Annotated in this window: 12 protein-coding genes and 1 tRNA gene; 6 read left to right on the top strand and 7 right to left on the bottom strand. The window is 56.6% G+C overall.

Going from position 1 to position 12,702, the window contains the following annotated elements:
- Positions 1–493 precede the first annotated feature (493 nt).
- Positions 494–973, top strand: a complete 480-nt coding sequence (locus U9970_RS07315) for a phosphoribosyl-AMP cyclohydrolase (protein ID WP_322766065.1) — start codon at positions 494–496, stop codon at positions 971–973.
- A gap of 21 nt (positions 974–994) precedes the next feature.
- Here the strand turns inward: U9970_RS07315 and U9970_RS07310 are convergent, their stop codons facing one another.
- The 5 genes from U9970_RS07310 to U9970_RS07290 form a co-directional block, all read right to left on the bottom strand.
- Positions 995–1,198 (bottom strand): hypothetical protein, encoded by a 204-nt coding sequence (locus U9970_RS07310; protein ID WP_322763665.1) that lies wholly within the window; start codon positions 1,196–1,198, stop codon positions 995–997.
- Entirely contained in the window at positions 1,195–1,500 is a 306-nt protein-coding gene (locus U9970_RS07305) for a hypothetical protein (protein ID WP_322763664.1), read from the bottom strand. The genes U9970_RS07310 and U9970_RS07305 overlap by 4 nt, the downstream gene beginning before the upstream one ends.
- Positions 1,500–1,916 carry a hypothetical protein gene (locus U9970_RS07300; protein WP_322763663.1) on the bottom strand — a complete coding sequence of 139 codons (417 nt, stop codon included), beginning with the start codon at positions 1,914–1,916 and terminating at the stop codon, positions 1,500–1,502. Before U9970_RS07300 ends, U9970_RS07305 begins: the two co-directional genes overlap by 1 nt.
- A 240-nt stretch (positions 1,917–2,156) precedes the next feature.
- Positions 2,157–2,390: a hypothetical protein gene (locus tag U9970_RS07295; protein WP_322763662.1), complete on the bottom strand. Its 234-nt coding sequence runs from the start codon at positions 2,388–2,390 to the stop codon at positions 2,157–2,159.
- Positions 2,391–2,749: 359 nt separating this feature from the next.
- Positions 2,750–3,118 (bottom strand): ubiquitin family protein, encoded by a 369-nt coding sequence (locus U9970_RS07290; protein WP_322763661.1) that lies wholly within the window; start codon positions 3,116–3,118, stop codon positions 2,750–2,752.
- A 283-nt stretch (positions 3,119–3,401) separates the two neighbouring features.
- Here U9970_RS07290 and U9970_RS07285 point away from each other — a divergent pair, with 283 nt between their 5' ends.
- A complete protein-coding gene (locus U9970_RS07285) occupies positions 3,402–3,635 on the top strand; it encodes a hypothetical protein (protein ID WP_322763660.1) in 234 nt (77 codons plus the stop codon).
- Positions 3,636–3,638: 3 nt separating this feature from the next.
- Here U9970_RS07285 and U9970_RS07280 read toward each other — a convergent pair.
- A tRNA-Pro gene (locus U9970_RS07280) sits at positions 3,639–3,712 on the bottom strand.
- Between the two features lie 231 nt (positions 3,713–3,943).
- On the opposite strand from U9970_RS07280, the gene U9970_RS07275 reads away from it, so the two are divergent.
- Together U9970_RS07275 and U9970_RS07270 are read left to right on the top strand one after the other, a co-directional pair.
- Positions 3,944–5,074, top strand: coding sequence for a hypothetical protein (locus tag U9970_RS07275; RefSeq protein WP_322763659.1), 1,131 nt, complete (start codon positions 3,944–3,946; stop codon positions 5,072–5,074).
- 790 nt (positions 5,075–5,864) lie between these two features.
- A complete protein-coding gene (locus U9970_RS07270) occupies positions 5,865–8,195 on the top strand; it encodes a DUF3987 domain-containing protein (protein WP_322763658.1) in 2,331 nt (776 codons plus the stop codon).
- 517 nt (positions 8,196–8,712) lie between these two features.
- Here U9970_RS07270 and U9970_RS07265 read toward each other — a convergent pair.
- Positions 8,713–9,489 (bottom strand): hypothetical protein, encoded by a 777-nt coding sequence (locus tag U9970_RS07265; protein ID WP_322763657.1) that lies wholly within the window; start codon positions 9,487–9,489, stop codon positions 8,713–8,715.
- A 670-nt stretch (positions 9,490–10,159) separates the two neighbouring features.
- On the opposite strand from U9970_RS07265, the gene U9970_RS07260 reads away from it, so the two are divergent.
- Together U9970_RS07260 and U9970_RS07255 are read left to right on the top strand one after the other, a co-directional pair.
- Entirely contained in the window at positions 10,160–10,447 is a 288-nt protein-coding gene (locus U9970_RS07260; RefSeq protein ID WP_322765962.1) for a galactose oxidase, read from the top strand.
- Between the two features lie 146 nt (positions 10,448–10,593).
- On the top strand, positions 10,594–12,294 hold the full coding sequence (locus tag U9970_RS07255; RefSeq protein WP_322765961.1) for an alpha-keto acid decarboxylase family protein: 1,701 nt from the start codon (positions 10,594–10,596) through the stop codon (positions 12,292–12,294).
- Positions 12,295–12,702 lie beyond the last annotated feature (408 nt).

Here is a 12,702-nt window from a genome sequence, read left to right as displayed (position 1 = left end):
GGCTCCCTGAAGGCTCGCAGCAAGTTGGCCATGTGCCCAGCCACAGTCCCGTTGTGCGGTTGAGCGCGAGCATCCCCATTGCGCCATCATGAAAGTCACAACATCAGTGAAGCCGTAGCCATCTGCAACGCGCGCTAGGGCGGCCTCACGACGTCGTTTGCGTTCAGCCTTACTGGTGCGCATCTCCCAATACCAACCTTTACTTATGACACCATTATCGCAGCAGCAACCGAGAGCTTTGGCGCATTACTAGCTCACCACAACTAATCCAAACAACAAGAGGTAACCTTTTTTAAATAATCTGCTCACCCGCGGCCGCAGCGGACCCATCCATGCTTTTATATGGCAAATCAGATTTTTTATCGTGAAAACCTTTGTCAAGACTCCAACCACATTTCACAGGGCTATCACGCTGGGTGGGGCAATTTGCCTAGCAATCCCTGCATCAATATTGTCCCCATCCGCTGGCCTAGCACGCCCTACAGTGAAGGTGATGAACCTAAATTTCACCCAGGCAGAGGTAATAGCAGCACAGAATGGCTGGTGCGATGCGTTGCTTAGCATTAGCAGCACCTACGCTAATTCTGGCATAGGTGCTGCTACAAAAAAAGCAGAGGCTGTCATTGATAAGGCTTATGCATATCAGTACGGACCGGTTGCTTTTGCGCCAACACTTGCCTCGGGCAAGCAGACATTTCGCGCCACCCGCGAAGGCGCCTTGGCCTATTTTGTTGGCAACAATCCCGCCTACCCAAGCGACACAGGATTTGCACTGAGGCCATGGCGCAAGTGCGAGGTGGTGAATGAGGTGATTCAGCTCAATGGGGCACAGGCAATCACAATGGGCAATGTAGATCTAACCGATAGCACCGGGAAAGTCACCAGAGTTGATAAAACCTGGAGCTTTATCAAAGAACCAGATGCCTCTGTGCGGATTGTCTTGCACCACTCTTCTCTTCCTTTTAGCAATTAATCGCGAACTGTCTAAAATCAATTAGTCTTTTTGCTCAAGCCGTTTCCAGGCGTCTTCAATTTCACCGATCAGGCCAACCTTTTCGGAATGGGTGAACAGTTCAAGTGCCTGAATAGCCGAACGGGTTGCCGCTTTGAACGCTTCAACGGTGGGCACCTGAGCTTGTGCCTTAAGCGCCGCCAATCTGGCGTCCTGCATCTGGCAGGCGTATTCGATCACGTTCATGGCAAAACCTGATTCAGTAGGGCAAGTTCCAGATCGCACTCGCTTTGCTGGTCGATAAGGCCACCAGCAATTTGCCGAAGGTCGTCACCTAGTTGTTGCAACTTTTGCTGCAATTCAATGCGACGATCTTCGATCTGCTTTTGGTATCCAGGATCAGCCACCAAGCGAGGCAGTTCTGTGGACCAGAAGTGATCGGTATCAGGCTTGCCTAGTTCGATGTTGCGGTCCAGTGCCTGTCGGTAGATGTGGTCCGGCACCCGTAGCCAGTTTGCTGTTGGGTGCATTTTGGCGATGTGTGCCATTACCAACGCCTCCCGGTTGTGGGTGAAACACCAACGACAAAGGCGCGGTCCAGGTGCTGCCTGTGGGCAGTGTTGGTGGCTTGCAATTCAGAGGTGGCAGCCTTCATCCGTTCGATCTGCTGTTGACGTTCTGCCTCGGCTTCCTGACGGGCGTAATCGGGTGCTGATGTTCCCTTACCGGCCGCAGCGGCCAAATAGCTAGCCAACGCCGGATCGTTGAGTTCAAGCAGTCCGATTGCGGTCAGATTCCCGACGCGGTATGGATTCGGCACCTGGCCGTGTTCCCGGCGTCCATAAGCCAGAAACCTGTCCATATCTTCGATCTTGGCCATCCTGGAAACAATGGCGCGAGCATCATTTTCAGCTGCGGCCGCTTTGCGATGGTCGGCATCAATCCGTGCATCAATGTCAGTCATTAGTTGTGCACCGTTACGGGTAAGGGGCGGCGTGATTGTGGGGATGCAAGGCAATCCGTTTCCGGCACCCGAGGCAGATCATCATCAGCAAGCCTTGCAAGTGTTGCCTCAGCTTGTAGCGCCGCTAATACAGCAGAGCCGGCTACAAATGTTAGATGCGGTGTTGGCATGATTCCAAAACCTTTTTAACCATCACATTCTAAAGGCTTTGGACAAACTAGATCTTGCTAAGCAAATGACCTACTTCTTCCAGATGCGAACAATAGCCAGAACAAGGAAAGTGATGGCAAGAGATACCGCAGCAACGAGAAACAACCACGCCACCGGACCGACCATTCCATAAGGAAGCACCGTACTCATCTGCCATGCCAGGGTGTTAAAAAACTGAGAACCACCAAAGGATAGGAATGGTGCTGCCATGACAGCAGCAGTGGAGATGATGGCGGTTAAGGCGACGCGTAATGTCGTGTTCATTTAAAGTGTTAGAGGAAGTACCCACCGGCAAACAGCAAGCCTTCGGAGTTGTGCCCGAAGGCTTTTTACCGAAAAGCCGCGACAGGACGAATCCGGTTATCTATTCAATATGTACACTCTATTGCAATAGTCGATGGATGTGGCGATAGGCTTCCCTTGGTCAATTATCTTCGAAAGTGCACAGTTGCAGTATTTGTTGACATCAGAAAGCGTCGACCTGAGTTGCTTATCGATAACGCCTTTCATACCATTGGCAACACATGAGTTCATTTCTGACTGGGGATATGCCTCGGAAGGCAGTATTTGCATCCCTGCCAGCAGAGACAAACCCACCAAAATACTTAACTTAAGTGTCATCGTCAAAGGGCCGAAACAGGCTTAGCGTCTTCGTCGCGCCATCTACCGGGTCCTTCGCCTGGCGCAAAAATATCCACTCCCCTCCACACAATATTTTCGCCATCTAGCTTGCATTCGTACTTGAAGAGCTTCTGGTCATCCGACCTGATATAGCTTATTGCGACAAGGGATCCATCGTCGTCTACACGGTCAACATTCATTGAAGACACTGGGCGCCCCATAAGCTCTCCAATATATTTTTTACATGCTGAACTGAGGTCAACTTTAGGAACAGTCTTTACCTCTGGCTGTCCGCATGCTTGCAGCAAAATACCCACAAGAGCCAACGCGGATATGGTTTTAATGCCAATCAGACGTAAGGACTTCTTCACGATGCTCAGCAGATAGTCGTTAGAACGATAGGGCAAAGATTGCCAGCAAGAGCTAGCCGCAAGACAGCGAAGTCAGCTGGATGCACCCCTATCGCTCTGCAGGGTCAATCCAGCATCTGAATCCAGACCCACCAGAGCACCGCCACCGGCACCATCGCCAGAGCCAGCACAGCAAGGCTCTGAAGCTGTTCTGGGTTCATCGGCTCAGCTGAGCCGCAGCCTGACCAGAACCAACACCAGAGCGGCAGCTAGCAGCCAGTAAAGCCATGTGAGCTTGAACGCAATGGCAGCCACCAAGCCCAAGGCAAACAGGATTGCGAAGCGGCCAAGTGTCATGGATCAGGGGCCAGATTCACCGCAGCTTGGACGAAAAAACAGCACAAAACCCAGTGCTTGCGGCACTTCTGTCATACCAATGGATTTCGGCTATTGCCGTCAGATTGCCGTCAGAATCTTGACGGCAGAATCAGCCTTGCCGTCATCAACGGCCAAAACCGCTGCTGTTACTGGCTTTTGAAAATCGGGGCGACAGGATTCGAACCTGCGACCTAGTGCTCCCAAAGCACCCGCGCTACCAAGCTGCGCCACGCCCCGTTCCTTTGTAATAGTAGGGGACTGCAGGCCAGTACTGGATTCTTGCTGTGCCAACGGGTTTGGGGGTTGTAGCGGTTAGGCGCGAATGTCAGCATGTTGGGGCTGAGCGTCACTCGTCTATCACTCGTCTGTCACTCGCCCCGTTGGGCCATGCCCCGTCGATCCGACTCACCAATTTGGGTACAGGGCTTAAGGGCTCAGCTGCGCAGCACTGTTGGACCTGCCTACCGGTTGGTTGAGCAACGCGGCAAGGCCAAGCTGGATGTCCGCTATGCCGATGGCAGCAGAGGAACGGCGGTCCTTCCTGTTCAGTGGGTTCCTGCACAGGCGCGGCAAATTCAAGAGACTGTGGAGCGTGTCGCTCAGCAACTCTCCATGGGCCGCACTCTGCGGCAATCACTGGAACTGATCGAGGGGCTTTCCTCCCCCGCACCCGCACCTGCCGCCGGTCCAGCGGGGCAAGAGTTGCTTGCCGCTTGGGAAGCTTTCGGAAAGCACAAAGTTCATCGAACCGGTCAGATCAAGGCCAGCACCTGGCTTGTCGATTACGGCAAGACGGCCAAGCGATTGCAGGTAGTGGCTGCCAAGGCAGTCGATGCCAAGTCACTGCTGACATTTGCGGGAGAAGCCTGGCCCCCTGGGTCGCGACGGCGCCAAGTGGTTTTGCAGCACCTCTCTGCAATGTGTCGCTGGGCTGTTGAAGCAGACCTTTTGCCTCCCGACCGTTGGACTCCACCTCAAATCCTGAAAAGCTTTGTCGGCGAAAAAGTTGCCAGCCGGGTGGACGGTGTTCCCCTGAGTGACGAACAAATTCTCAGCTTGATCGGAGGATTGCCGCAAGACTCGGCAGGTCAGAGGTGGCGGTACGCCTTGCAGCTGATGGCTGCTTACGGATTGCGTCCCGTCGAGGTTCTGCACCTGCGGCTTGAGCCAACAGGTTCTCTGTGGTGTGACTACGTAAAACGAAGTGGTGGGGGATCGACCAGGCCGCGTCAGCTGCGGGCCCTGCATCCCGAGTGGGAAGCAGATTGGCAGCTGCGTGAGCGGCTCGAAGCAGGTGAGGGGTTGCCTCCGTTTGGTGGTGGAGTGGCTGATGCCGCCCGTCGCTACCTAAGCCGCCATCAAGGCTGGGAAGAGCTAACAGCGTTAGGAGCCACCTGCTACGGATTCCGACACGGGTATGCCTTACGTGCGCACCAGGCGTATGGGCTGAGTGCACGAGTGGCTGCAGCTCTGATGGGCCACTCTGTCGAGACTCACTCTCGGCATTACGGCAGGTGGACCGACGAGGCAACAATCGACAGTGCGATGGAAGCAGCCATGCGCTATCGCAAGTTGACGCAAACGCAAGAATCTGTATAATGAGATGGCTGATGGACTTAGCAGTCAGCAAACCCGTAATGGCCGGGGCCAATGCCACATGCCTGATCCTTTGATCAAGCGTGCACACAAAATAGGCATACGCAGCGAGCAGATCCCCCGTTCTTTGGGAATGCAACTGTGTCCCTGTCTAATTTCAAAAAGCTACCTCAGCAATTCATCGCTGCTGGGCCATGGCTCCGAACATCTGATGCCGTCACCGAGCTTGGCATTAGCCGCGACACGCTGTTACGTCGCAGCCGTGATGGGTATCTCCGCGCTGGAGAACACTTCATCGCTGCTGGGCCACATCGCACTAGTCCACGCATGTGGTCAACAGCTGCAGTGCGGCTCGCAATGGCTGGATGGACAGGTGTGCTGAAGTGACCTTGAAATCAATATGACTAGTTCACTGTTTAACAAAAGCATCAAGCCTGTTCCGCCTCGGGTGAATCTATTTCACATGAATATTTTGCTCCACTTAGCGTGGAGGTGATTTCATGCGGGTACTAATTGAAAGGCGAGATCGTGAGCGGTATTTGGCTGTAAATCCGCCGTATTCGCTTGGTGTGTCCAAGCACATAGCGACCAATTTGGCGGCTAAGGCAATCCAACTGGAAGCCAGTTCCTCAGGACTAGCTCGCTTGCTGATCTCAGCGGTACAGATGCACTGGGCTAGGGAGATATTGATTCTGTCTGCTAACAAATGCTCACACGGAAGTGGGGCTGAAGTTCTTCAGGCCCAGGCCCTGCTTCCGTCAAACACACACAACTTTCCAGGAGGAAGCCGCACATGACTCAAGCCATTTTAGGCCCCAATGAGGATTCTCGATCACTTGAAGAGATTTATGCTGCCATTGAGATGCTCCAGCAACTTGGGGGCATTGAAAATTGGATCGAACAGCGGGCTCACGCTGAACAGCTGCTGCAGGAGTGGTTTGACCAGCCAGATGCTACCCCTAAAGATCAAGAGCTTCCACCAATCGATCATCTAGCGGAGTGGCTTTGGGATCAGCTGGAACCACTGCAAGAAGTGCAGACCTGGCGACCAGCCGAGGAGGATGCAGTACCAGAATCGTTGGTAGCTGACGTAAATGAGTGGGTTGACAAAGCCACCAATATCTTGATCAAAGGATGGCAGCAATTCGAGCGCTTCCAGCTTGCAGAGTATTACGCGGATGGCAATAAAATATGCCTTGACGGCGACCTGGCGGAAGAAGGCAACTTACTGTGGGCAAATTATGATTACCTCGATCCATTAACTAAGCAAAATCGTTATTGGGAGGTCTGCAACCTTTGGATTGAGCTGGAGAGACACATCGATCCTGATGGACTCATCCACAAAGCCAGAATCGAAGAACGGGATATTGCGAAATCCAATGAGCTGCGCAAGAAGGGAGACCACTACCACGCAGACCTCTGGTTGCTACCGAAGGACCAGTTGGAACGTCCCGATAAATGCAGCAAAGAGGACTGGGCAAACATAATAAAACCCTACAACCGTAGAAACTGGGATGAGCCTTTAAAAGAGTTTCTTGATAGGGTTGAGCTTGCCCGCCTCGGGTTGTGTCCCGGACGCGAAAAGACTGCGACAGAGGCACTAAATGCTCACCAGAACGATGCCCACACCAAGATTCGCTCAATGGTTGAGGTGGGCGCAAGTGCGACAGAAATCCAGGAGCTGATCAATCAGCAGGCTGGTGGATATAACCAAACTGGCTTGGCGAAGTTCGCAGACCAGTGCCGTCTTGAGCTCGAGCGCCGCCAGGACCTCCTCAATGCTCTTGAAGATCTTCTTCTTCGTGGAGCACCACCTGCAATCAATCTTGCGGATTACGTACCAGCAAATTGGTTGCCAATGTTTCGGATACTCCGGAAAGGCCTAAAGTTCAGTGATGAAGCAATCGTGATGACAGTGATGGCTGGGGTGGCCGCAATGTTCCCACCTTGTGTCCGCATCAGAGGGTGGTCGATGGTGGAAATTATAATCGTGTGGTTATTTCATATCGGCACCAGCGGAACCGCCAAATCGGTCCTGTTAAGCATGCTGATCAACAAGCCGATGGCCAAGCCAATGGCTTTGATAGACAGCTGGAATGATCGAGAAAAGGAGCGCCGAAAAACTGCTAGTGAGGCTGGAGATGAACTGCCTCAGTACCGCAAGAGGAACCTAATTTATACTTCTCCAACTACTCAGGGGATTCGGGCAGATCTTGCAGAGCACGGTGAAGAAGTGCCAGGGCTTTTAGTTCGAGATGAGCTGAGCGGATGGCTGAAGCAGATGGCTAAGGAAGACGGTGCCAGTGTTGGCGACGTCGAGTTCTGGCTATCGAGCTATGACGGCGCATATTCAAACGACGTGTTCGCCGATGCCAAGAAATCACGCGACGTGCGTAACGGGAAACTTGCAGTGATTGGTGGGATCCAGCCGAAGGTATTCCTAGACCAATTGGAAGCAGGGAATGCCAATGGCTTCAACAGCAGGCCACTGTTTGTTCACTTGCCTCGCCATAAACGTGAATTGATACAGCCGGATGAGCAGAGTGAAAGACTGACTGATCAGCTTGGTGAATTGTACCTGGCGGCATTAGAAGATAGCAATCCTCTCTATGTCCTGTCGGGCGAAGCTGAGGCGACTTTCCTGGCTCTGTTCAATCAGTTGGAGGAGCTATCGCTCCAGGCGAACAGCGAAGAGGTGGAGGCGTTGTGGGCAAAGGCGCCAGGTCAGGTGCTCAGAGTGGCAGCAGCTGTGCACTTCATTCGAGTGACGACTGGCCAGGAAGATTTAGTGGAACGCGAATTCGTGAACAAGGCCACGGTGGTCAGCAGCCGATCACTCCAGCTGGCTGCCAATTTGGTGATGGCTGGTAAGACACGGGCGGTTGAACTACATGAACGGGCAGCCAACCCAATGCTGGACAGGGCAGATCGGATGATGGAGATCGCGAGAAAACTTCAAGGGAAGGCTGGAGGGAAAGGGGTTACTCTCTCGAGTCTCCGAAAGGGGTGGCCATCCCGCAGCCGTCCGACATTGGAGGAGCTGAAGCAGATTGCAACGATGCTGCAAAGCCGCGGGTTGGTTCAGCTGCTCGATGGCGGCAAGGAACTCAGGGTGGTGCGGTGAGGCTGTCCCCCCTTTGTCCACTCTCGGACCACCCGGTTGTCCACCTCATAATCCCCCCTTACATGCCTGTGAGGGACTGGATTCTTAGGTAAAGAGGTGGTCAAAGAGACACCCCCCCCCCCTTCTGCTCTCCTTCTTCCATCGACCTGGAGCGATCAAGCAATCGGGCTGGCACGCGCACCACACTGCTGTACACCGATTGGTCCACCTGTTTCGCTGAGATGCATTGGAGTGACAAGGATGTTGGGTGGTCACCAAGCGGGAGATGTGGGTGGACAAAGGGTGGAAACCGGCAGCTAGTCCCAGGCCGACGCACTGGAGAGGATTGGACACAGCAAGAAGACTGCACCTCAGCACATCCTCGGCCTCATACCTGGAGCGTTGGCGATCCCACCAGCCTCATCCCACTTCGAGACGTGATGGGGGCAAAGCCAATGTGCCAGTGGGGATCTGGCTCATGGAAAGGCATTCTCGTGATCGCCTGGATGGTCCCCTACCCCTACAAAAGGCGGCCGACTCACCGCTTCAGCGCCAGGGCGTAGCGGGGCGCAACGCTATTGACACCGAGCTTTCTGCGCTGCTGGCCGTCATCCAGCTGCGCCACCAACCCATCGGTGGGCAACTCGCTCCACAGCCGACACTGCAGCCATGAATGGTGGTGGCGTGCCAGCTGTGCAGCGCCACAAAGCAGGTATGGGGGGATGGGCAGACCCCAGCGCTCTAGCGCAAGCAGTTGGCTGGAGTGATTGGCCGCACTCTGCATCACCTCAAATGCAGCGAACACCAGTCCGTTACCGCTGGGCACCTTGCGGCGCAGGGCGGCGGCGGGTGTGCTCTGCCGCCCGTCAAGGCCGTAGATCTCACCACGGATCTGCACACTTATCGGTGCGCTGAGCCTGGGCGGCACGGTGCCCACCAGGGGCAGCAGGTGCATGGCATCAGCACCGCTGCGTGTCCACGCTGCCGTGAGCTGGCCCTGGCGGTACTCCAGCGCTATGGCGCAGCCGTCGAGCTTGGGTGTCACCGAGAAGAGGCCAGCAGCGGCAGCACCAAGACCCGCGAGCCAATCGCTCAGGTCCTGTTTGTCCAGGCTCAGCAGCTTGCTGCCCCCGCCGGGAGTAAGCAACTCAGGCGCAGTGGGGTCGAGTTGCTGCAGCTCTGCCACCAGCTCGTCAAATTCGGCATCGCTGAGGTACGCCTGGCCCTCCCGGTAGGCGGCATCAGCAGTGCGTATGGCACTGCGGAGGCCGAGGTGCCCCTGGCCCCTGGAGCGGACAAGAACTTCAGCCTGCATTCTCAAACTCATCAGCAGCCATTTGAGCTATCCCCACCAGCACAGACCACTGCAGAGGGCTCCATGGCGGTGGTCCCCAGCAATCAAGTTCTAGGTAGCGGTTACAGATAGAGGCAACGTCACCCCACCAGTCCTGAGCAGTTGCAGTGCTGGGCATCGAGATGGCGCTATTGGCCTGCCTCCTAATCAATCTCCTAACTGTGTCCGCTAGTCCATTGAGTTCAAGGCAGCGTGCACCGGATGGGCTGGTGCGCTCGAAATCACTCAATGATCCATTCTTGAGCAGCCTGTAGATCGTGCTGCGGCTCCGAAATCCAAGCGCTATCGATGCTTCTGTGATGCTCACTTCCACTGGGGACTCCTGACAAGCAACAGGGGCGCTCCTGGCACAGGGGTGGCTGGCAGGGGTCGCTATAGCCACATTAGCCGATTTTGGTGGTTGTCCTAAAACATCAGCCCTGTACCTGGTCCACCGGTGCGGCCCGAATTATCTCTCACAACAATCACTCAAGAAGGACCCATATTGCAAGTAAGTCACAATTAGCCGGCAAAATTATGGGCTGACTTAGCTAGAGCAAATGCTGCGACTGCAGCCTTTTTCAATGCAGTGCTTAGCGACACCAGCGGCAGCTAAAGCAAATCACCCTGCCGCCCAGCAGCCCATCCCTTAGTGCAGGCGTACGAATGCTGGAGTCACCATCGCGGCGGCCCCCTCTCCCGCCTAGGGCCCTCTCGCAAGGGGGAGATCGAGGACTGGCCTTGGTTGGATCATGCGGTGCTCCGCTCCAGCCGCAGCCGCATGGTCTGCACGACCTGCCACTGGTTTAGGCACCACGCCGGGGTGAACTGCATCCCGGTGCTCACCTGCCAGCTGCACCAGGGGTTGATCGCCCACGGCGAGCACCTCACCAGCCGCTGCCAAGGCTGGACAGATGACATGACCCGGCAGCAGGGCTGAGCGACGGAGGTGGCCTGAGTGGCAGCTCGTTGCCGATGGGACCGGTGCTCAGGTGGCTCATGGCGTCACAGGTACTCCCGCTGGATTCCCACAAGCACTCAAGGGCGCCACTGCCACAATCAAAAGGTGGTGAGCGTGCCGGCCTGATGTCTCCTTCTGTGGTGACCTACGCATTGGATCGCCTCGCCGATCTCGGCATCGGCCATGTGTTCGGCGTGCCGGGTGATTACGCCTTCCCCCTCAATGATGCGGTGGAAGTGCACCCACGCCTGCAGTGGGTGCCATCGGCCAATGAGTTGAATGCGGCCTATGCGGCGGATGGCTATGCCCGTCGGCGTGGGGCCGGGATCGTATGCACCACCTATGGCGTGGGCGAACTCAGTGCCCTTAACGGTCTGATGGGCGCCATGGCCGAGCGCCTGCCGGTGTTCCATCTGGTGGGTACCCCCAGCCTGCGCATCGTGCGCCAGGGGCTGATCTGTCATCACACGCTGGGCGACCGTGTCTACGACCGTTTCGAGGCGATTTCCGCTGCTGCCAGCTGCGTGAGCGCCCGGCTTACGCCGGAGAACGCCGTGATCGAACTGGAGCGGGTGATTGACAAGGCGCTGGAGGAATCCAGGCCGGCCTATCTCACCTTCCCCATGGATCTGGCCCTGATGCCGATCACCGGCACACCGATCCAGGGGGCTCCGATCGGCACCATCAATCAGCACGACAGCGTGGCGGTGGAACTGGATGCTGTGCTCGATCTGTTGATGGGGCGGATTGCAGCGGCAGAGCGGCCGGTGGTGCTGCCCACGATCACCCTGCGGCGCTACGGGCTGGTGGAGGCGTTTGAGGCGTTTCTTAAGGCCTCAGGGTTGGCCTATGCCACCACGCCGATGGACAAGGCTGTGATCGCTGAAGACCATCCCGCCTTCCTGGGGATGTACAACGGCGCACGCTCCACTCCGGCAGCTCTGCAAGCCGTGGTGGAAGGTGCCGACCTGCTGCTCGATGTGGGCGGGCTGGTGATGGAGGACCTCAACACCGGCCTGTGGAGCGGACGTCTTGATGCCAGCCGCACGGTGGCGTTGTCAGCCGACTGGGTGCAGGCAGGCGATCAGGTATTCACCAGCGTGAGCATCAGCGATGTGCTCGTCGGGCTGACCAGGCGGTTCCAGGCCGGGTCGCAGCGGACTTCATCCTGGGGGGATCGGCGCCCGGTGCAGCCCCAGCCTCTGCTTCCCCTCAGCGGTGCCGGTGATCAGCCCACCGGTTCAGCGAGCTTCTATCCACGCCTGCAGCGGTTTCTGCGGCCCACGGATCTGCTGGTGTCCGATACCGGCACCTGTCTGCTGCAGCTCAATGCGATGCGGCTGCCGGCCGGTGTGGCGATGGAGAGCCAGACCCTCTGGAGTTCGATCGGCTGGGGCACGCCTGCCGCGCTGGGATGCGCGCTGGCGGATCCTGATCGCCGGGTGGTGCTGGTAAGCGGCGATGGCGCCCATCAGCTCACGGTGCAGGAGATCGGGGTGATGGGCTTCACGGAGGTGCGGCCGGTGGTGATTGTTCTCAACAACGGCCTCTACGGGGTGGAGGCCCTGATCAGCGAAACGGGGCATGCCTACAACAATCTGCCCCCCTGGCGTTATGCCGAGATCCCCGCTGCGCTGGGCTGCAGAGGCTGGTGGTGCGGCCGGGCCTCAACGGTGGCGGAGCTGGAGCAGGCCCTGGCGGCGATCAACGTCTATGATGGCGCCGCCTATCTGGAAGTGCTGATTCCAGCTGAGGAAAGCCAGCCGTTGGCAGCGGAGGTGATCGAAACGATGCACCAGACGAGGACGCCGAAACCGCTCCGTTAGTGGTGCAAGCTCTACGCCGCAAAGATAGACAACAAACAAGTAGCCGCTCGAAATGTTGAATGACTTGCACCGAATATTATTCCCGCTGAAGCCTGTATGGCAGTCGGATTCCCGCTTCCATCTCACGCAGAGACCGCCTGTGATGAGCGCACCTCCAGCCGGGATTCCAGACGCGGACAGGCTGGTGCCGTCGGGGAGCTCCAGCAGGGTCCAGCAGTCGTAGACCAGCTGCAGGCGATCCCTCAGGCCGGAGAGGGTGGGGTGTTCCAACCAGGGGGGTTGGGCAGCTTGCAGCGCAGGTGGGGAAGTGGGGCTGTTGGAGGAGGCTGAGCGGCGGCGGCGGGTTGTGGGCACTGGCTGCTGGTGGAGTCAGAGCCATTGCCAGAGGGATCAATAAGCGGCGGGAAG

This window comes from Cyanobium usitatum str. Tous, from assembly GCF_963920485.1.
Lineage (GTDB): Bacteria > Cyanobacteriota > Cyanobacteriia > PCC-6307 > Cyanobiaceae > Cyanobium_A > Cyanobium_A usitatum_A.
The sequence above is the reverse complement of the archived record's forward strand: the minus strand, read 5'-3'. Positions and strand labels throughout refer to the sequence as shown.